General features: G+C 70.2%; 13 protein-coding genes and 3 pseudogenes. 5 read left to right on the top strand and 11 right to left on the bottom strand.

What is annotated here, in order from left to right:
* Positions 1–109 precede the first annotated feature (109 nt).
* Together ACTXG6_RS38120 and icmF are read left to right on the top strand one after the other, a co-directional pair.
* A complete protein-coding gene (locus tag ACTXG6_RS38120) occupies positions 110–760 on the top strand; it encodes a TetR/AcrR family transcriptional regulator (RefSeq protein ID WP_445184171.1) in 651 nt (216 codons plus the stop codon).
* Between the two features lie 115 nt (positions 761–875).
* Entirely contained in the window at positions 876–4,112 is a 3,237-nt protein-coding gene (gene icmF, locus ACTXG6_RS38115; RefSeq protein ID WP_445184170.1) for a fused isobutyryl-CoA mutase/GTPase IcmF, read from the top strand.
* A gap of 52 nt (positions 4,113–4,164) precedes the next feature.
* Here the strand turns inward: icmF and ACTXG6_RS38110 are convergent, their stop codons facing one another.
* Positions 4,165–5,430: a YbiU family protein gene (locus ACTXG6_RS38110; protein WP_445184169.1), complete on the bottom strand. Its 1,266-nt coding sequence runs from the start codon at positions 5,428–5,430 to the stop codon at positions 4,165–4,167.
* 90 nt (positions 5,431–5,520) lie between these two features.
* Between ACTXG6_RS38110 and ACTXG6_RS38105 the strand changes: the two are divergent.
* Together ACTXG6_RS38105 and ACTXG6_RS38100 are read left to right on the top strand one after the other, a co-directional pair.
* A pseudogene (locus tag ACTXG6_RS38105) lies at positions 5,521–6,576 on the top strand (ROK family protein); the annotation flags it as partial.
* Positions 6,577–6,762: 186 nt separating this feature from the next.
* Positions 6,763–8,904: a DUF222 domain-containing protein gene (locus ACTXG6_RS38100; RefSeq protein ID WP_445184168.1), complete on the top strand. Its 2,142-nt coding sequence runs from the start codon at positions 6,763–6,765 to the stop codon at positions 8,902–8,904.
* Here ACTXG6_RS38100 and ACTXG6_RS38095 read toward each other — a convergent pair.
* The 5 genes and pseudogenes from ACTXG6_RS38095 to ACTXG6_RS38075 all read right to left on the bottom strand — a co-directional run.
* On the bottom strand, positions 8,901–9,545 hold the full coding sequence (locus tag ACTXG6_RS38095; protein WP_445184167.1) for an SDR family NAD(P)-dependent oxidoreductase: 645 nt from the start codon (positions 9,543–9,545) through the stop codon (positions 8,901–8,903). The two genes, ACTXG6_RS38100 and ACTXG6_RS38095, sit on opposite strands and share 4 nt — an antisense overlap.
* Positions 9,546–9,568: 23 nt before the next feature.
* Positions 9,569–10,198, bottom strand: a complete 630-nt coding sequence (locus ACTXG6_RS38090; protein ID WP_445184166.1) for an FMN-binding negative transcriptional regulator — start codon at positions 10,196–10,198, stop codon at positions 9,569–9,571.
* A 131-nt stretch (positions 10,199–10,329) separates the two neighbouring features.
* Positions 10,330–11,031 carry an SDR family oxidoreductase gene (locus ACTXG6_RS38085; RefSeq protein WP_445184165.1) on the bottom strand — a complete coding sequence of 234 codons (702 nt, stop codon included), beginning with the start codon at positions 11,029–11,031 and terminating at the stop codon, positions 10,330–10,332.
* 188 nt (positions 11,032–11,219) lie between these two features.
* Positions 11,220–11,423 (bottom strand): annotated as a pseudogene (locus ACTXG6_RS38080) (cupin domain-containing protein); the annotation flags it as partial.
* Positions 11,424–11,608: 185 nt separating this feature from the next.
* Positions 11,609–11,893: pseudogene (locus ACTXG6_RS38075) on the bottom strand (helix-turn-helix domain-containing protein); the annotation flags it as partial.
* 126 nt (positions 11,894–12,019) lie between these two features.
* Between ACTXG6_RS38075 and ACTXG6_RS38070 the strand changes: the two are divergent.
* Positions 12,020–12,841, top strand: coding sequence for an SAM-dependent methyltransferase (locus tag ACTXG6_RS38070; protein WP_445184164.1), 822 nt, complete (start codon positions 12,020–12,022; stop codon positions 12,839–12,841).
* Between the two features lie 7 nt (positions 12,842–12,848).
* On the opposite strand, the gene ACTXG6_RS38065 is transcribed toward ACTXG6_RS38070, so the two are convergent.
* From ACTXG6_RS38065 to ACTXG6_RS38045, 5 genes are read right to left on the bottom strand one after another with little or no spacing between them, the layout of a single operon-like run.
* Complete coding sequence (locus ACTXG6_RS38065; protein WP_445184163.1) at positions 12,849–14,066, bottom strand: ABC transporter permease; 1,218 nt, start codon at positions 14,064–14,066, stop codon at positions 12,849–12,851.
* Positions 14,067–14,118: 52 nt separating this feature from the next.
* The gene (locus tag ACTXG6_RS38060; protein WP_445184162.1) at positions 14,119–16,668 is read right to left on the bottom strand and encodes a beta-glucosidase; all 2,550 of its coding nucleotides are present in this window, start codon (positions 16,666–16,668) and stop codon (positions 14,119–14,121) included.
* Positions 16,669–16,678: 10 nt separating this feature from the next.
* A complete protein-coding gene (locus ACTXG6_RS38055) occupies positions 16,679–17,482 on the bottom strand; it encodes an ABC transporter permease (protein ID WP_445184161.1) in 804 nt (267 codons plus the stop codon).
* Positions 17,479–18,504 (bottom strand): ATP-binding cassette domain-containing protein, encoded by a 1,026-nt coding sequence (locus ACTXG6_RS38050; protein WP_445184160.1) that lies wholly within the window; start codon positions 18,502–18,504, stop codon positions 17,479–17,481. Before ACTXG6_RS38050 ends, ACTXG6_RS38055 begins: the two co-directional genes overlap by 4 nt.
* A gap of 8 nt (positions 18,505–18,512) precedes the next feature.
* Entirely contained in the window at positions 18,513–19,712 is a 1,200-nt protein-coding gene (locus tag ACTXG6_RS38045; protein WP_445184159.1) for a cytochrome P450, read from the bottom strand.
* Between the last annotated feature and the right edge of the window lie 29 nt (positions 19,713–19,741).

Here is a 19,741-nt window from a genome sequence, read left to right as displayed (position 1 = left end):
CGGCTACGGCTTTACGGGTTGCCTGGCGCCTCGGCGCGCAACGGGGGTGAGCGGAGAGAAAAGTTACTGGATGTCGTTCTTTCCAGAGGTCATCTCGTAAGCTGCTGTCATGATGGCTGAGGGTGACGGCGGTGCGCGCCTCGGGTTGCGGGAGCGCAAGAAGCTGATGACCCGCGGTGCCATCCTGGACGCCGCCCGGTCGATGTTCGCCGAGCGCGGTTTCGACCACGTCACGGTCGCCGAGATCGCCGACGCGGTGAACATCTCCCCGAAGACGGTGTTCGTGTACTTCTCCGCCAAGGAGGACCTGGTCTTCGACGGCGAGGCCGAGATGCGGGACCGGATCGTCGCGCGGATCCGAGGGCGTGCCCCCGGTGAGACGCCGCTGGACGCGATGGGCGGGCTGCTGCGCGAGCTGTTGGCGTCCTACGACCCGCCCGCGGTGACCGGGCTGGACCGGCTGCGCCGCACGGTGGGTGACAGCGCGGTACTGAAGGCGCGGATGCGGCTGATGTGGGAGCACTTCGAGGTGGCGGTCGCCGCCGTGCTGGCCGAGGAGGTCGGCGAGGATCCGCACGCACCGCGGCCGAGGGTGGCCGCCGCCCAGCTCGTCCTGGTCTTCCGGCTGATGGCCTCCGAGGCGGTTGCCGAGTACGTGCTCGCCCAACCCGGTCCCGAGCAGGCGGCGGCGCTGGAGAACTGGCTCGACGTCACGCTGCGGCAGGTCGCCGGCGGCATCGACGATTTCACGCCCTGCTAGGGGGGTACTTCGGTACCGGGTGGTGTGAGGAACGACATCGGTCCAAAAGGTTGGCCTTCCTATGATCGGGTGTCAAACTAAGTGGGCTGACCCGTCGAGCCTGAGGAGCGTCGCGATGGCAGAGCTGCACGTGCCGACCCACCCCGTCCGGTTCGTCACGGCGGCGAGCCTGTTCGACGGGCACGACGCGGCGATCAACATCATGCGGCGCATCCTGCAGCGCCAGGGTGCCGAGGTCGTCCACCTGGGGCACAACCGGTCGGTGGACGAGGTCGTCGCGGCCGCCATCCAGGAGGACGTGCAGGGCGTCGCGATCAGCTCGTACCAGGGCGGGCACGTCGAGTACTTCAGCTACCTGGTGGAGCTGCTGCGCGAGCGCGGCGCCGGGCACGTCAAGGTCTACGGCGGCGGTGGCGGCGTCATCGTGCCCGAGGAGATCAGGCTGCTGCACTCGCGCGGCGTCTCCCGCATCTTCTCCCCGGAGGACGGCCAGAAGCTCGGCCTGCCCGGGATGATCAACATCATGATCCGCGAGTGCGACGTGGACCTGACCGCCGAACCGCCCGCGTCCTACGACGGCGTGTTCTCCGGCGAGACCGCAACCCTGGCCCGCGCGCTCACGTTCGCCGAGGCCGGCCGGCTGCCCGACGAGGTGCGGGAGCGGATCAGCCAGGCCGTCGAGCAGCACCCCGTCCCGGTCCTGGGCATCACCGGCACCGGCGGTTCCGGCAAGTCCTCGCTCACTGACGAGCTGGTCCGCCGCTTCCGGCTGGACCAGGAGGACAAGCTGCGGATCGCCGTGCTCGCGGTCGACCCGACCCGGCGCAAGGGTGGCGGCGCGCTGCTCGGCGACCGGATCCGGATGAACTCGCTGGTCGGTGAGCAGGTGTTCTTCCGCTCGATGGCCACCCGGGGCAGCGACGGCGGCCTGCCCGAGCGCCTCGGCGATGCGATCGACGTGCTCAAGGCCTCCGGGTTCGACCTGGTGATCGTGGAGACCCCGGGCATCGGGCAAGGCGACGCCGGCATCGTGCCCTTCGCGGACCGCTCGCTGTACGTGATGACGCCGGAGTTCGGCGCCGCGTCGCAGCTCGAGAAGATCGACATGCTGGACTTCGCAGACGTCGTGGCGATCAACAAGTTCGAGCGCAGGGGTGCCGAGGACGCGCGCCGCGACGTGGGCCGCCAACTGGTCCGCAACCGCGAGGCGTTCGGCGAGACCTGGGAGGACATGCCGGTCTACGGCACCTCCGCCGCCACCTTCAACGACGACGGCGTCACCGCGCTCTACCACCACCTCACCGACCTGCTGGCCGAGCAGGGCCTGACCAGCCACGACGGGCGGTTGCCGCGCACCGACCGCAAGACGTCGTCGGAGTTCGCCGCCGTCATCCCGCCGGAGAAGGTCCGCTACCTCGCCGACATCGCCGACACCCTTCGCGGCTACCACGCGAAGACCGCCAACCACGCCGACGCGGCCCGCCGCCGCCAGGCCCTGCGCATCGCCAAGGCCGAGCTGGAGCGGGCCGAGGCGGACGCCGGCGGCATCGAGACCGTGCTGGCCTCGGCGGAGAAAGCACTGCCGGCCGAGTCCGCCGAGCTGCTGGACGGCTGGGGCCAGGTCGTCGAGGACTACTCCGGCGACGAGCTGGTGGTGAAGATCCGGGACAAGGAACTGCGCACCGAGCTGACCAGGGAGACGCTGTCCGGCAACAAGATCCGCCGGGTGTCGCTGCCCAAGTTCGACGACGAGGCGGAGCTGCTGCGCTTCCTGCGCCGGGAGAACCTGCCGGGCCACTTCCCCTTCACCGCCGGGGTGTTCCCGTTCAAGCGGGAGGGTGAGGACCCGGCCCGGATGTTCGCCGGTGAGGGCGACGCCTTCCGTACCAACCGCCGGTTCAAGTACCTGTCCTCCGACTCCGATGCCAAGCGGCTGTCCACCGCGTTCGACTCGGTGACCCTGTACGGCCGCGACCCCGGCACCCGCCCGGACGTCTACGGCAAGGTCGGCACCTCCGGTGTCTCGATCGCCACGATCGAGGACCTCAAGGTGCTCTACGGCGGGTTCGACCTGTGCTCGCCGAGCACGTCGGTCTCGATGACGATCAACGGCCCGGCGCCGTCCATCCTGGCGTTCTTCCTGAACGCGGCGATCGACCAGCAGGTCGACAACTTCCGCGAGGAGCACGACCGGGAGCCCGACGAGGCCGAGCGCGCGGAGCTCACCGAGTTCGCGCTGGCCAACGTGCGGGGCACCGTGCAGGCGGACATCCTCAAGGAGGACCAGGGCCAGAACACCTGCATCTTCTCCACCGAGTTCTCACTGCGGATGATGGCCGACATCCAGGAGTGGTTCATCGAGCACAAGGTGCGGAACTTTTACTCGGTGTCGATCTCCGGCTACCACATCGCGGAGGCCGGGGCGAACCCGATCAGCCAGCTCGCCTTCACCCTCGCCAACGGCTTCACCTTCGTGGAGAGCTACCTGGCCCGGGGCATGAACGTCGACGACTTCGCGCCGAACCTGTCGTTCTTCTTCTCCAACGGCATGGACGCCGAGTACTCGGTGATCGGCCGGGTGGCGCGGCGGATCTGGGCGGTCGCGATGCGCGAGCGCTACGGCGCCAACGAGCGCTCGCAGAAGCTCAAGTACCACGTGCAGACCTCCGGCCGGTCGCTGCACGCGCAGGAGATGAACTTCAACGACATCCGCACCACGCTGCAGGCATTGTGCGCGCTGTACGACAACGCGAACTCGCTGCACACCAACGCCTACGACGAGGCGGTGACCACGCCGACCGAGTCCTCGGTGCGCCGCGCGATGGCCATCCAGCTGATCATCAACCGGGAGTGGGGCCTTTCGATGAACGAGAACCCGCTGCAGGGTTCCTACGTCATCGACGAGCTGACCGACCTGGTCGAGGAGGCCGTCCTCAAGGAGTTCGACGCGATCGCCGAGCGGGGCGGCGTACTCGGCGCGATGGAGACCGGCTACCAGCGCGGCAAGATCCAGGACGAGTCGATGCTCTACGAGCACCGCAAGCACGACGGCTCCCTGCCACTGGTCGGCGTGAACACCTTCCTGCGTCCCGGGGCGGACGACGAGGAGCCGCAGGAGATCGAGCTCGCCCGAGCCACCGAGGAAGAGAAGAAGTCGCAGCTCGACCGGCTGGCCGACTTCCAGGCCCGGCACGCCGACGAGGCGCCCGCCGCCATCCGCCGCCTGCAGGACGCGGCCACGTCGGGGGAGAACGTCTTCGCCGAGCTGATGGCCGCGGCGCGGGTGTGCTCACTCGGCCAGCTGACCGAGGCGTTCTTCGAGGTGGGCGGCCAGTACCGGCGCAACGTCTGACCCGGGAGTGACGGGCGTCGTGAGTGCCTGGCCCAGGCACTCACGACGTCCCTCACTCCAGGCCGAGCTGCTCGCGGCCGGTGGGGTTGAGATCGTCGACCGTGGCCCGCCCGGTCCAGCTCGTCTCGTAGTCCTCCGCCGCGAAGTCGTCCGGGCTGGCGCCGGCGAGGAAGGCGCGGCCGCAGGCCCGGGCGTACTCGGCGTTCTTCGCGCAGTGCGGGCTGGCCGGGATGTACATGACGTTGCCCCAGCGGTCCGGGTTGCTGCCGTCCGCGACGGCGTGGATCAGGTCGCCGTGCCACCAGACGGTGTCCCCGGGCTCGACGGCCGGGATGGTGCTCAGCGCCGGCAACAGCACCGGGTGGTACTTCTCGTTGACCGCCAGGGCCTGGCCGTTGACCGCGCCGCACAGGTCGTCGTCGGCGAGGTCGGGCTGCAGCGCCCGCAGCAGCAGGTAGGCCATCGCCGACGGGATCGGCACCACCTGCAGCACGCCGTCGGTGGGCCGCATCTCCGATAATGCGGTCCAACCCTGGAAGGTGCGGAAGGCGGAGCACATGACGGTGGACGGGAACTCGTCGACCTCGGTGCGGTAGGCGCCGTCCCACGGGTCGTACTCGGACCATCGACCGGCGAACACGTGCCGGAACACCCGCTGGTAGGCGGGCAGTAGCCACCGTTCGACCGATCCGGAGTCGGTGTGCGCGGAGAGCCCGAGTGAGGCCGATCCCGGCTGCCGGCGCCGGATGCGGTCGGGGTAGCCGGTGTCGCGGGTGGGGTCGAACCAGGTGCGCCCCTCGGACTCGTGCCGCCAGAACGAGTTCAGGAACGAGCGGACCCGGACCATGTTGTCGTCCTGGCGGGCCTGGATCTGCGGCCTGGACCAGTACACCCCGTAGATCTGCGGCTGGTTGGAGGCGAGGCCGGCGAACACGTCGTCGGCCGGCCCGCGATAGTTCTCGGCGAACCGGTTGTCATCGAGGTAGCCGGCCAACTCGGCGTCCCAGGCCTCGGCGCGGGCGCGGGGGAAGGTCCCCCGGACCACCGCGCAGCCCCGCCGCGCGATCGCCGCCACCGTGGCGTCCGGCACCGTGCCGGCGGCGATGTCGGCGAACCGGACGACGGGCACCACCGGCTGACCCGCCGCCCGCTCGGCCTCGATCACCGCGACCTCGGCGCGCATGGCCGCCTCGACCTCGGCGAACACCTCGGTGACCGCGGTGGGGGAGCCGAGCCGGGCGCGCAGCTCCCGCTTCACCGCGCTGGTCGCGGCCGCCATGTCTGTCGGGACCTGCGGGCTGGCAACGGTGCCGGTCATGAGCTTCACCCATTTGGTTAGGAGTCTTTACTAGATGAGGTTGTTACCGTAGCTCCAGCCGACAGCGACTGACAAGGGGTGAGCCGGCGAATGGCTCAGGACGCGCCGGCTCAGGCTCATGCCGCGCAGGCGCAGGCGGTATTGCCCCGGCTGGGACTCCTGCGGGAGATGACGGACCGCGCGGTGCTGGACCGGATCTTCGCCACCGGCCGGACCACCCGCGCCGAGCTCTCCAGCCACACCGGGATCTCCAAGCCGACGATCTCCGAGTCGGTGCGGCGGCTCACCGCGGCAGGTGTGCTCCGGGACAGCGGCAGCGACCAAACCGGGCGGCGTGGCCGGATCGCCACCTTCTACGAGGTGGCACCGGACGCCGGCTACGTACTGGCCGTCGAGGTCGACCAGCAGGGCATCCACACGTTGGCCGCGAACCTCGCCGGCGACACCGTCGACCAGCGGCGGCACCACGCGGTTCGCCCCGGCGATCGGGCCGCGCTGGCCGCCGCGCTGCGCGACACCGTGCGGGAGACGGTCGCCGCCGCCGTGGTGCACGGGCTGCCCAGGGCGGTCGCGGTGTCGGTGGCCAACCCGGTCGACCCGGTTACCAGGGAGGTCATCGCGCTGCCGGACTCCCCGTTCCCGGAGGGGCGCGTCCCGGTGCGGGAGATCCTGGCGCAGGGGTCAGCGGCGGCACTCGCCGGCGTCCCGTTGCTGGTGGACAACGACGTGAACTTCTCCGCGCTGGCCGAGCGCCGGTCCGGCGTAGCGACAACCGCCGAGAGCTTTGTCTACCTCTACCTCGGCGCCGGCCTCGGCATGAGCTTCCATCTCGGTGACCAACTGGTCCGGGGCGCCCACGGGCTGGCCGGCGAGATCGGCTACCTGGGTGCCCGCTCCGGACCTGACCCGGCGGCCGCGCCGGTCGGGCTCGCGGCGGCGATCGCCGGGCTGGGCTTCGGTCGGCCGGACGGCCCGGCGCTGGACGTCGACACCATCCTGCGCGTGCTGGACCTGGCCGTGGCGGGTGACGCCGAAGCGCGCGCGGCGGTGCGGGGCTTGGGCGCCACGATCGCACGGGCGGTCGCGGCCACCTGCGCGATCGTGGACCCCGAGCTGGTCGTGCTGGGCGGGCCGGTGGGCGCCCATCCCGGCCTGTTGGAGCCGATCCGGGCCACGGTGGCGCTCTCGGCGTTGGCCCCGGTGCGCATCGAGCCGGGCGCGGTCACCGCGTTCGCGCCACTGCGCGGGGCACTGGTGTCGGCGCTGGACACCGGCCGCGCCGGGCTGCTGACACTCAGCGGAACAGCGTGATCACGGCACGGGACCGGTGCCGTGTCGCCGAGGACCGACGCCACCGTCTGGCACGACGACGGCTGGATGACCGCCACCTGGTTCCAGGGTCCGGCCGCCGAGTTCATCGAAGCCAGCCGGTCCGGCCTGGAATCAGGGGTCAACATCCTGCATTTCCTGGGCGGCACCAGCGTCGAGGTGAGCGGCTCGCGCGCGGTCGCCCAGACCAAGATGACTATCCAGCAGCGTGCCTCGGTACACGGCGTCGAGGTGGACGTCACCTGCACCGGCCGGTTCTACGACTTCTTTGAGGAGCGCGAGGAGCGCGAGGGGCGCGAGGGGCGCGAGGGGCGCGAGGGGCGCTGGGCCATCGTGCGCCGCCAGCCGATCTACGAGAAGGACCGGATGGACGTGCTCGACCCGGCCGCCTCGGTGCGCCTCGACCGCACCGCGCTGGAGGGGTTCCCGGCTGGCTACCGGCATCTGGCCTACCTGCAGCAGGCCGCCGGGCACGTGGTGATGCACGGGTTGCCCGGGCTGCGCGGACCCGAGGTGGAGCTGCTCTACACGGAAGGCGCGCAGGGTTGGCCGGTGCGGATCAGCCCGGGGTGCCGTTGGCTGGGTAGAGGGTTGCTTTGGTGCGGTTGCCTTGGTGCGGCTGCTTTGGTGCGGCTGGGCGCGTTTTACGACGGTTCGAATTGGGTGGTCGTCTTAGTTCGGCTGGGTGCGTTTTACCGAAGCTTTGGACGGGACAGCGGTCAGTTAGGGCGTCGGGAGTCTCACCTTTTTGCTTGGGTCGGGGACGCTTGTCGGGGACGTTCGGCGGAGTTCGCAAAAAATCATGAAATCTTTTTTCGGGGACGGGCGATATCGACCCAGAAACTGTCGGGGCTCTTTGCCATAATTTTGGGTATGTCGGAGGGTTCGATTGTTGCGGCGCGGCGGGTGGTCATGGATTCCATGGCCGCGTTGCGCGCACTCGAGCGCTCCGGTGATGCGGAGTGTCGGATTGATGGGTTGAAGAGTTACCAGGTTCTGCGGCGCCAATGTGAGTACGACTCGTTGATGCTGCTCGCCGGGTTGGATCGGGACGGGGAGTTCCTCGAGCGGGGGACGCACTCGAGGAATGCGGTCAGCGATCTGCTCGGCCTGAGCCAGCGGGACGGGCGGCGGATGGTCGCGGTGGCCGCCAGTGTGTTTCCCACCAGGTCGTTGGTGGGTGAGGTGTTGGAGCCGAAACTGCCGGCGACGGCGATGGCGTTGGGCGCGCTGGAGATCGATCTGGCGCATGCTGAGGTGATCGAGTCGGTGTTGGCCACGGGTGCCGCGCGGCGGATCACGGTGGAGCAGTGGGTGGCGGCGGAGGTGTTGTTCGCCGACTGGGCGCGGCAGTACAGCCCGGAGTTGTTGGCCCGCAAAGCCCGCGAAGAACTCGACCTACTCGATCAGGACGGTGCGCCTCCCGGTGAGGACAATCCGCAGGTCAACGAGCTACATCTGGCCAAGTCCCGTCACGGTGTGGGTGGGAAGATCAAGGGCCAGCTCGACTCGGCGACGTTCGAGACGGTGGCGCGGGCGATCGGGGCGATCCTCAAACCGGCCGCCGACGAGAACAAGTCCCTCGGGCAACGCCAGGCGGATGCGCTCGGGGAGATCTGCGCGCACACCCTCGACGAAGGCCGCCTCCCCGCACAAGGCGGCGAGCGCCCGCACGTGGCGATCACCATGGGTCTGGAGGCGCTGAAGGCCGGGTTGCGCGGGGCGAGCCTGGAACTGGGCGGCCATATCGGGCCGGGTGAAGTACGCCGGCTCAGCTGCGACGCCCAGATCACCCCGATCGTGCTCGGTGCGAACAGTGAGCCGTTGGATGTGGGTCGGGAGAAGCGGTGTGCCACGTTGGCGCAACGTAAAGCGGTCGCGGTTCGGGACGGCGGGTGTGCGCATCCGGGGTGTGACCGGCCTCCGAGTTCCTGCGAGGTGCACCATATTGTGCACTGGGTCCATCACGGTGAAACAAAGCTCGACAATTTGGTGATGTTATGCTGGACGCATCACCGGATGGTGCACCAGTCCGACTGGGAAGTCCGCATGCACGACGGACTCCCCGAGTTCATCCCACCAAAATGGATGGACTACTCCCAGACACCCCGAAGAAGGCCACGGCGAATACGTATTCGAAGCTAGTGGTCCGTCTTTGATTTGACTGGTGGATGGGCTGTCCTCGGGCTGGCGCTGGGGTACCGCGTGCAACCAATACGATCTCCGCGGCTCCTGTAGCGGAGGGTGTGATGCGGTTCGGGTGGGCCACCCATCGAGTAGCGATGAGAAATCGGCGTGCTGCCGTCGACATCAGTGACACCGAGGTGAGCGCCGAGCTCGGCGCCGATGAGAGACCGGCCAGAGAAGCACATGAGGTTGTCGCGCCCGTACAGCGCCGCGATCACGCGCCCGGTGAACTGTGGAGACTCCCGCTTGACGTCCGGTCGCTTATCCGCTGGCAACGACTCCAGATGGGCCCGCGCCCGCTCGGTGTCGAGGCCGCCCATCCAGATCGACACGGCCGCCACGTTGTGCGGCCGCAACTCCTTGGCCATGTCGGCTGCCATCTTGTCCGCACCGGCCTTCTGGGCGCCGTACGCCGGTCCTTGATAGTAGGAAACAGCACCGTAGTGTCCGGTGTTGACGATGATTCCGCGGTTGTTGCCGATCAACAGGGGTGCGGCGTAGTAGGCGGCGACGTAATGCGAGCGCAGCCCGACGGAGATCAGGCGATGGGTACACCGGTCCCGCCCGCCCCGTCGACGAGCATTGGCGGTTCGTGTCACGGCGCAGCGCCCTGACTCACGCGCTAGTTACCACCGGGCCGGTGTGTGGCCACCGCGGTCGCCGAGGCGGTGTCGCCGCGCGCTTCGAGCCCGTTGACCACACCGGTGATGTCGGCCTCCGGCCTGTTCTGGCTCAGCTTGAACTTGGCCTCGACGCGACTGATGGTCAGTTCGATGCCGACGATCGCGCGCAGCTGCCCGGCGATGAACTTGCCGGGAGCGTCGTCGACCGACCAGGGAGCGGCCCGGCGGCCTTCGTGCAGGTCCGTCAGCCGCCGCACCAGCTGCTCGACCCACACCGGGTCGTCGTGCACGGTGACCGAGCCGTAGACGTGCGCGGTGATGTAGTTCCAGGTGGGCACGACCCGGCCGTGCTCGGTCTTCGAGGCGTACCACGACGGTGATACGTACGCGTCCGGCCCGCGCACGATGGCCAGCGCCTCGCCGATGACCGGCTGCCGCCACTGCTCGTTGGGCCGTGCGAGATGCGCCAGCAGTGCGCCGTGCTGGCCGATGGTCGGGTCATAGATGAACGGCAACAGGCTGGCCAGCATGCCCGCCGGTGTGACGGTGACCAGGTCGGCGGCGCTGGGCTGGGTCAGTAGGTCGTGCACGGCGGCGTCGTCGGCCGCGAAGTGCGCAGGGACGTACATCGGTTGGTGCCCTCAGATCGAGTGTGGTGTGTTCGCGTAGGTATGCCGGGTCCAGGTTTGCCGACCAAGTGGCCTGAGTGAAGGGCCACAGGCCGGCGGATTTGGAATGCCACTCGCCCGGCGGACGAGTCTCAGTCGAGCTGGCCCAATGGTCGCAGCAGCAACTCGTTGACCGCGAGGTGTGCCGGCCTGGTGAGGATGTACACGACGGCGTCGGCCACCTCGTCGGGCTGCAGCCACACGTAGTGGCGGTCCCTGGTGATGTCCTTGGTGAGCGGCGTGTCCACCCAGCCGGGCTCGACCAGCGACACCCGGATCGACTGGCCGGCCACCTCCTGCCTCAGGTACTCGCTGAAGGTGCCGACCGCGTACTTGGTGGCCGAGTAGATCCCGTTGCCAGGGCCGACCCGCCGACCCGCGACGGAGCTGATGTTGACCACGTCGGCGACCTGTCGAGGCCCGCCGGCGGCCCGGGCCAGGTGCGGCAGGGCGGCATGGGTGGTGTTGAGCAGGCCGCTGAAGTTGGTATCGATCATGGGCTGCCAGCTACCGGCCTGGCTGGTCCCGAAGCCGCCGGGCATGGCGGTACCGGCCGCGTTGACCAGGATGTCCAGCCGGCCCTCGGTACGGCCCAGCCGGTCCATCGCCGCCGCGGCCTGACCGGCGTCCGTGACGTCGGCGACCAGCGGGACCGCGGTGCCGCCCTGCTCGGCGATCCGGGCGCGCAACCCCTCGAGCACCCCGGCGCGGCGGGCGAGCAACCCGACAACCACGCCCTCGGCGGCCAGTCGCAGCGTGATGGCCTCGCCGATGCCGCTCGAGGCGCCGGTCACCACGGCAACGGAACCTTTCAGCGGCAAGGGCGACCGCGACGGTGATGGCGACTGCGATGCCGATGCCGATGGTGATGCCGATGCCGCTGACATGGCAGGCCGCCCCCCGGATACCCCGTAGCCGCGGCCCCCGCGCGGCAGTGCTGCCCACGTTAGCCGCTGATCGACACCGCTCGCCGAGGTGCGGCTCAGGAGCGGGGCGGCTCGAGGTTGACCCTGGCCTTCTCGTTGACCGCGACCAGCAGCACCTGGGTGTCGTCGGTGAGCGCACGCCAGCTGTGCGGCACGCCGGCGGCCCAGTAGAGCGTGTCGCCGGTGGCGAGCAGGTGCTCCTCGTCGCCGGCCCGCACCCGCGCGGAGCCACGCACCACGTAGATCGCTCGTCGTTGGTGTGATGGAAGGTGCGATCGCCTCGGCCGGTGGCGCCGGTGAACTCCAGGGCGTGCAGTTGACGGTGGCCGCGCACCAGTAACCGCACCTCGCCGGTGGCGCCGTCATCGAGCGAGTTCTCGCCGGCCCGGACGACGTCCACCCGTGCCGCCTCCTCGGCGGCGGTGAGCAGTGCGACCGCTGTCGTGCCGAGCGCATCGGCCAACGCCTGCAGCGAGCGGAGGCTGGTGCTGGTCCTGCCGTTCTCCACCTGGCTGAGAAACGGCACCGAGAGGCCGCTGGCCGCGGCGACATCGGCGAGCGTCCGACCCAGCTCCTTGCGCAGTGCCCGCACGACCGGCCCGACCCTCGGTTCGGCCACGTCACCCACCTTTTCGGCAGTGGGGCGACCATGGCGGCGTTGGTGGGCGTGCTGGCGAACCTGCTCTTCCGTAGTGCTGTGACCAGCGAGAACGCGCCTCTCCCCGACCATGCCGCGGCTGCCAGGGATGAGCCCGCGCACGACCTGGTGAATTAGCTGATGAGCCTCGCTCAGCCAGCTAGCTTGGAATGTATGCGCCGCCATGGTGATCAATGGGGAATCGCTGAGAGCGTCGGGGTGACGGCGCTGGGCGTCGCGGCGGGGCGGGCCATCGAGTCCCGGCGGTCCGACGGGCTGGTGGACGACCCGTACGCCGAGGCATTCGTGGTCGCGGCGACGCCGAGGGTGCGGTTGCCCTCGGGGCCGAACTTCGAGGCCGCGTGGACGATGCAGTCGACCTACATCGGTGTCCGGTCCCGGTTCTTCGACCTGTTCTGCGCGGCGGCGGCGGCCGCGGGCATCACCCAGGTCGTGATCCTGGCGGCCGGGCTGGACACCCGCGCACTGCGGCTGGACTGGCCCGCCGGCAGCGTCGTCTACGAGGTCGACCAGGCCGGGGTGTTCGAGTTCAAGAACGGGGTGCTCGCCGGCTGCCGCGCGGGCCGCTCGGCCCACCGGGTGGTGGTGCCGGCCGACCTGCGGGAGGACTGGCCCACCGCGCTGCTGGCCGCCGGGTTCGACCCGGCGAGACCGAGCGCGTGGCTCGCCGAGGGACTGTTGCCCTACCTGCCCGCGCAGGCCGAGGCCGACCTCTTCGACCGGGTGCACCAGCTGTCCGTCCCGGGCAGCCGGATGGCCGTGGAGCATCTCGGCCCCAGCAGGGCCGGGACGGCGGAACGATCACAGCCGCTGTCCGAGGTGCTCGGCGTCGACATCGCCGATCTGATGTACCTCGACGAACGCGAGGACCCCGGGGACCGCCTCCGCCGCTACGGCTGGGACGTGGCCCGGGTCCAGGCCAGCGAGTTCGCGCAGGCCAACGGGCGTTTCCTGAACGACGACGGCGGAGGTCTGCCCACCCGCACGGTGCTGATCGAAGCCACGCTGGGGTCGAGCTGACAGCGCGCTACTGCCAGCGCAGCGCCTCGATCGGTCTCAGCCCGGCGGCCCGGCTGGCCGGGTAACCGCCCGCGACCAGGCCGATCAGCAGGCTGAGCCCGAACGCCACGGTGATCGCGCCGGCCGAGATGTCCGGGGTGCCGAAGGTGGGTGCGACCCTCGGCAGGATCAGCATGGCCATCCCGGTGACGGACACCCCGATCAGGATGCCGATCACCCCGCCCAGGCCCGCGAGGATCGTCGACTCGATCAGGAACTGCTTCAGGATCGCGCTGCGCCGCGCCCCGATGGCCTTGCGGATGCCGATCTCCCTGGTCCGCTCGGTGACCGAGACCAGCATGATGTTGGCCACCCCGATACCGCCGACGACCAGCGACAGCGCGGCCACCGCCAGGGTGAACAGGGTCAGGTAGTTGAGGAACGTGCTCGCCTTGTCGAGCAGGTTCTGCAGCGCGGTGGCCGAGTAGTCCCGTTCGATCGGACTCTTGATGTTGTGCCGGCTATCCATGATCGAGTAGACCTGGCGCTGGGCTGCCGAGACCTGATCGGAGCTGGCCGTCTTGACGATCATCTGGCTGATCCGGTCGTTGCCGCCGACCAGATAGGCCCGAGCGGCCCCCAGCGGCATGATCGCCGCATCGTCCTGCTGGCCGTTGCTGGTGACCACTCCGATGACCCGGAAGTTGCTCCGGGTGATCCGGATGTACTTGCCGACCGCCGACCCGGCGTCGCCGTTGAACAGGTTGGTCACCACGTCGGGGCCGATCACCACTACCCGGGCGTTGCTGCGGGCCTGGGACTCGGTGAACATCTGGCCGACCATCAGCTGTCGGTCGAGCACGTTCAGATACTCGGAGGTGGAGCCCTCCAGCGTGCTCAGATACTGCTTCTGCCGGTACTCGATCAGCTGCGTGCCGTTCACCACCGGGGTGACACTGGCGACGGACGGAGCGTTCGAGACGTTGCGCAGCGCGGTCACGTCGCTGTCTTTCAGGTCCTTTGGCGCCCCGTTGCCGGGCACCGAGACGTTGAGCTTGCTCACCACGATCTGGTCGGCCAGCGCGCCGAACTGGGTGTTGAAGCCGGCCTTGATGCCGTCACCGAGGCCGACCAGCACGATGACCGCGGAGACACCGATGATGATCCCGATCGTGGTCAGCGCGGAGCGCAGCCGATTGGCCCGCAGGCTGCGCATGGCCATCGCGAATGTCTCGCTGATGTGCATTGTTTTGCTCCTGTCCGGTAGCGCCGCACTTCGGTCATCCAGGCACGGCCGGTCATGGGCGTGTCCTACTGGACTGCTGCGTGTAGCTGGGTCGTGCTCCGACACTGATCCGGGCCGCCAGGGGCAGGTGCATGGCGTCGGTCCCGATGCGGAGGGTGTAGCTGCCGGGTTCGGTGTGCCAGCCCGCGTCCCAGTGCGCGAACGCGCGAGCGGGGAGGGTGAGTCTGACCTGGTGCTGGCTGTCGGGTTCGGCGCGCACGGTCGCGAATCCGGCGAGCCAGCACACCGGCCGGTCCACGGTGGACTCTTCCTTGGACAGGTAGGCCTGGAACACCTGCCGGCCCGCTCGCTGTCCGGTGTTGCGTGCGGTGAAGGTGACAGGCACAGAGTGGCCGAGGTTGTCGGCGTCGTCGGCGTCGCCGGCCCCGGCGTCGGTGGTGTCGATGGTGTCGATCGTGAGGTCGGCGATGTCCCAGGTGGTGTAACCAAGGCCGTGGCCGAACGGGTAGGCGGGCTGGTGACCGGCCCGTAGCCAAGCTCGGTAGCCGATATGGATCCCTTCGTCGTAGCGGAGCAGACCGTTCTCCGGTGTGGTGTTCAGAACGGGGACGTCGGCTTCGGTGGCGGGCCACGTGGTGGGCAGCCGGCCGCCTGGTTCGGTGTGGCCGAGCAGGACGTCGGCCAGTGCGTGGCCGAACTCCTGGCCGCCGAACCAGCCGAGCAGGACCGCGGCCACCTCGTCGCGCCAGGGCATGGTGACCGGGCCACCCGAGTTGACCACGACGACGGTGCGGGGGTTCGCGGCGGCGACCGCCCTGACCAGGTCGTCCTGGGCGCCGGGCAGCGCGAGTCCGGTGCGGTCGAAGCCCTCGCTCTCCAGCTGCGGGGTGGTGCCGACCACCACCACCGCCACCTCCGCCGCCCGGGCCGAGGCCACCGCCGCCGCGATTCCCTCTGCCGCGATTCCCTCAGCCGCCGACCAGGTAGCTGCTTCCGCGCCGAGGGTGATCGCGGCGATCCGACTGGACCGGCAGACCTCCGGGAGGTGGAAGCGGACGGTGATGTCGCGGGTGGCGCCGGCGACCGCGTCAACTTCGGCGGCGGCGGTGGGGCGTTGGAACAGGGCGGCGCCGAGGCTGGTGCCGTCCGGGGCGAGATCGGTGTCGAACACCGGACTGCCGTCGAGGTGCACCTCCAGGTGGCCGGCGGCGGCGACACCGAGTCGAATCGGCCCGGTCTCCCCGGGGTGGTAGCGGGTCCGCAGCTCAACGGTCGCGGTGCCCTCCGGCAGGGTGCCCAGCCACACCAGGTCGGCGGCGCGCCGGTTCTCGTCGAGCAGCTCCCGTCCGTCAGCGCCCAGATACCGCGCCCGCAGTCCGGGTTCCGCCGAGACCGGGTCGGTCAGCGACGCCGACGGCAGCGCAAGGATGCCCTGGCGCACCGGCACACCCCTGCTCCAGACGAGGTGGGTGCCGGGCAGGGCGGCCCGCAGCCCGTCCAGCGGGCTGGTGACCTGGGCGGGCAGGACGGTGGCGCTGCCGCCGCCCTGGGTGCGCGGCAGTGCCGAGTGCTCGCCGATCAGTGCGATCGACCGGGGTCCGCCGGCCGGCCAGGGCAACGCGCCGTCGTTGCGCAGCAGCACCATCCCGGCCGCGCAGACCTCCCTGGCCAGCGCGGGGCCCTGCTCGACCGGCGGGGTCGGGGCGACAGCGCGCGGCGCGGCGCCGTCGAGCGCGCCGACGCGGGCGGCCAGCCGCAGCAGCCGGCGGACCTTCTCGTCGACGGCATCCGCCGGGACACGGCCGTCGCGGACCGCGTCGACCAGAGCGGCTCCCCACGGACCGACGGGGCCGGGCATCACGAGGTCCTGGCGGGCGCGGGCGGACGCTTCGGTGCCTCGGACGGCCGTCCAGTCCGAGACCACGACGCCGTCGAATCCCCAGTCGGTACAGAGCGGCGTGGACAGCAGCGCATTTTCGGTCATGGTGGTGCCGCGTACCGAGTTGTAGGCCGACATGACCAGCCAGGCCCCGGCATCGGTGACCGCCCACTCGAACGGGACCAGGTACAGCTCGCGCAGGGTTCGTTCGTCGACGTCGACGTCCGCGGTGAGTCGCTCGGTCTCGGAGTCGTTGGCCACGTAGTGCTTCGGGGACGCGGCCACCCCGTGGTCCTGCAGCCCCCGCACGTAGGCCGAGGCGAGCTCGCCGGTCAGGAGCGGGTCCTCGGAGAACGCCTCGAACCCCCGGCCGGCCAATGGGCTGCGCTGCAGGTTGATCGTGGGTCCGAGGACGGCGTCGACGCCCTTGCGCCGGGCCTCGCCGGCCAGCGCTGCGCCGTACCGGTACGCCAGGTTCACGTCCCAGGACGCCGCGAGCGCGGTGGCAGACGGCAGGTTGAGTGACGGGTCCCGCTCGTCCCACACCACCCCGCGCACCCCGGAGGGCCCGTCCGAGAACACGATCGAGCGCAACCCGATCGCCGGCTCGGCGTGCGTGGACCAGAAGTTCGCGCCGGTCAGCAGGCGCACCTTCTGCTCGAGGGTGAGCGCGCCGAGAGGCGTCTCGAGGTAATCCTCGGCCGCGGGGCGGCAGGTGGTCAACGGTATCCCCTCAGTGGCTGGCGACTCGGCGGTAGCGGGCCAGCGCCAGGGGCATGAACACCGCGATGATGGCCAGCGAGCTGAGCACCGCGTAGAGCGCGGCGTGCTGGGCGACCCAGTTGCTGGCCGGCGCGACCCCGGGCGGTTGGATCGGGTTGCCGAACAGCGAGCGGGTCACGTCAGCCACCGCCGAGATCGGGTTCCACTCCGCGAACGCGCGCAGCGGGCCGGGCAGCGTCTGCGCGGAGACGAACACGTTGGCGATGAACGACACCGGGAACAGCCAGATCAGCCCGGCGCTCTGGGCCACCTCGACGCTGCGGCAGAGCAGCCCGATCCAGGCGCCGATCCAGGACATCGCGAACGCGAAGAACAGCAGTAGCAGGTAGCCGAGCGCCGCGCTGAGTGGCGAGCTCTCGATGCGCCAGCCGACCGCGAGGCCGGTCGCGGTCATGGTCGCCAGGGTCACCGCGCTGACCGTCAGGTCCGAGGTGGTCCGGCCGAGGATGACGGCGAGCCGGGACATCGGCAACGAGCGGAACCTGTCGATCATGCCTTTGGTCAGGTCGTTGGCCAGCCCGAGCGTGGTGAACGCCGAGTTGAACGACACGGTCTGGACGAAGATCCCCGCGACCAGGAAGTGCCGGTACTCCGCGCCGCCCAGGCTGCCGCCGAACACGAAGGCGAACACCAGCACGAAGATGATCGGGCTGACCACGGCGCCGAGGAGCAGGTCCGGGTTGCGGCGGATGGTGACCAGGTTGCGCCAGGCCACCACGCTCGAGTCGCGGGCCCCGCCGATCAGTACCGTCATGTGGTGTCCTCCCCGTCGGCGTTCTCCCCGTCGGCACGGTGTCCGGTCAGGGACAGGAACACGTCGTCCAGGGTCGGCCGGCGCAGTGCGATGTCCAGCACCTCAACCGGTCGCCCGAGGGTGGCGGGATCGGGCTCCGGCCCGTAGGACTCGAACCGGCGCAGTACCTCCAACAGCGCCTTGGGGCCGACGTCAACCGCGACCGACAGCCTGCGCAGCTGTTGGTTCACCGTCGGCTCGCCGACGCCGATCTGAGCCAGCACGGTGCGCGCGGTGGCCACCTGATCGGCCTCGGCGACCACCAGCTCCAGGCGCTCGCCGCCGATCTGTGCCTTGAGCTCGTCCGGGGAACCGTGCGCGATCACCCGTCCGCCATCGATCACCGCGATGGTGTCGGCCAGGCGGTCCGCCTCCTCCAGGTACTGGGTGGTGAGCAGCACGGTGGCGCCGTCGGCCACCAGTTCACCGATCACGTCCCAGGTGTCCTGGCGGCCGCGCGGGTCCAGACCGGTGGTCGGTTCGTCGAGCACGACCACGGCCGGCTCGGCGATGAGTGCCCCGGCGAGGTCGAGGCGGCGTTGCATCCCACCGGAGTACTCCTTCGCCGGCCGGGCGCCGTCCTCGGCCAGCCGGAACCGCTGCAGCAGCGCCCTGGCTCTGGCCGAGGCGCCGCGCCGGGACATCCCGTACAGCCGCGCCACCAGGTACAGGTTCTCGTAGCCGGTGAGGTTGCCGTCCACGGCGGCGTACTGCCCGGAGAGCCCGATGCGCCGGCGCACCGCGTCCGGCTCGGCGGTCACGTCGTGCCCGGCGACCCAGGCGCGCCCGGAGTCCGGCCGCAACAGCGTGGTCAGGATGCGGACCATCGTCGTCTTGCCCGCACCATTCGGGCCGAGCAGTCCGAGCACGGTGCCGGTCGGGATCTCCAGATCCACGCCGTCCAGTGCTCGGGTGGTGCCGAAGGTCTTGACCAGACCTTCGGCCCGCACCGCCGGCCCAGCGCTGTTCTGGGATGCAGACATCGACGTCCTCAGCTCGGGCTCGGGGTCAGGAGGACGGGCATCCGCTCGAAGCCGCGCAGCGCGACCCCCGGAGCCCGGTAGGTGGGCTCCTCCGCCAGCTGCATCAGCGGGAACCGCCGCAGCAGCATCGGGAACAGCACCGTGGCGGCGAGCCGGGCGAGGTGCGCGCCGAGGCAGTAGTGCGCGCCGCCGCCGAAGCTGAGCCCGCTGCTCGGCCGCCGCCGGATGTCGAACCGGTCCGGGTCGTCGACCAGGGCGGGGTCGCGGCTGGCCCCGGCGATCACGCCGAGCAGGATGCTGCCCGAGGGGATGTTGACCCCGGCGAGGGTGACGTCCCGCAGCGCGGCCCGGAACATGATCTGGACCGCCGGCTCGCAGCGCAGGATCTCCTCCGTCGCGGTGCCGGCCAGGGTCGGGTCCTCGCGCAGCAGCTGCGCCTGTTCCGGGTTGTCCATGAACAGCCGCAGGCCCATCCCGACCACACTGGTCGGCGAGTCGAACCCGGCACTGAACAGCAGCGTGAGGCTGTTGACCAGGCGCTCCTCGTCGTCGCCGCAGTGGGTGGCGATGTCGGTGATCAGGTCCTCGCGGGGCTGGCGGCGGCGGTCGGCGGCGAGCTCGATCAGCTCCTTCACCATCTGCCCACCGGCCTCGGCCGCCTGCTGGCGCTGCGCGGGCGACGGCGCCAGCTCCAGCGTCGGGCTGGCCTGGCGGGCCAACCAGCCCAGCCGCTGCGCCTGGTCGTCGGTCATCCCCATCAGCCGTCCGATGATCAGCGCGGAGTACGGCACAGCGAGCTCGCGCTCGATGTCCACCGGCTCGTCGGCCGGGCTCAGCAGCTCCAGCTGGTCGAGCAGGGTCGTGGCCACCTCGACCATGTCCTCGCGCCGCCCCCCAGTCCGGCGCGGGGAGAAGAACTTGGCGAACATGGCCCGGTCCGCTCGGTGCTCGGCGCCGCTGTGGAAGGCCATCGACCCGAACAGGCTGTTCGCCAGGCCCTGCTCCTTCCAGGTCGGGTTGGTCTCGTGGAAGTGCTCCTCGGTGAGCGGTCCGATGTTCTGGTCGCGCAGCATCGCGGTGCACGCGGCGAACGTGGTGACCAGGTACCGCGCCGCCACCCCGGGGAACTCCACCGGTACGACGGGGCCGATCTCGCGCAGTCTGGCGTACAGCGGATAGGGGTTCGGGTTGGCGTGCGGACGGGCCATCCGCAGGAACAGCCGCCTCGCCTCCGAAC

Source organism: Pseudonocardia sp. Cha107L01 (assembly GCF_052566575.1).
Note: the sequence above shows the minus strand (reverse complement) of the source record. Positions and strands in the feature narration are given on the sequence as shown.

Bases quoted from the DNA above. Each gene is read 5' to 3' on its own strand.
- ACTXG6_RS38050 (WP_445184160.1), bottom strand. From the start codon at position 18,504: ATGTCTGCATCCCAGAACAGCGCTGGGCCGGCGGTGCGGGCCGAAGGT.
- ACTXG6_RS38120 (WP_445184171.1), top strand. From the start codon at position 110: ATGATGGCTGAGGGTGACGGCGGTGCGCGCCTCGGGTTGCGGGAGCGC.
- ACTXG6_RS38090 (WP_445184166.1), bottom strand. From the start codon at position 10,198: ATGTACGTCCCTGCGCACTTCGCGGCCGACGACGCCGCCGTGCACGAC.
- ACTXG6_RS38110 (WP_445184169.1), bottom strand. From the start codon at position 5,430: ATGACCGGCACCGTTGCCAGCCCGCAGGTCCCGACAGACATGGCGGCC.
- ACTXG6_RS38055 (WP_445184161.1), bottom strand. From the start codon at position 17,482: ATGACGGTACTGATCGGCGGGGCCCGCGACTCGAGCGTGGTGGCCTGG.
- ACTXG6_RS38065 (WP_445184163.1), bottom strand. From the start codon at position 14,066: ATGCACATCAGCGAGACATTCGCGATGGCCATGCGCAGCCTGCGGGCC.
- icmF (WP_445184170.1), top strand. From the start codon at position 876: ATGGCAGAGCTGCACGTGCCGACCCACCCCGTCCGGTTCGTCACGGCG.
- ACTXG6_RS38045 (WP_445184159.1), bottom strand. From the start codon at position 19,712: ATGGCCCGTCCGCACGCCAACCCGAACCCCTATCCGCTGTACGCCAGA.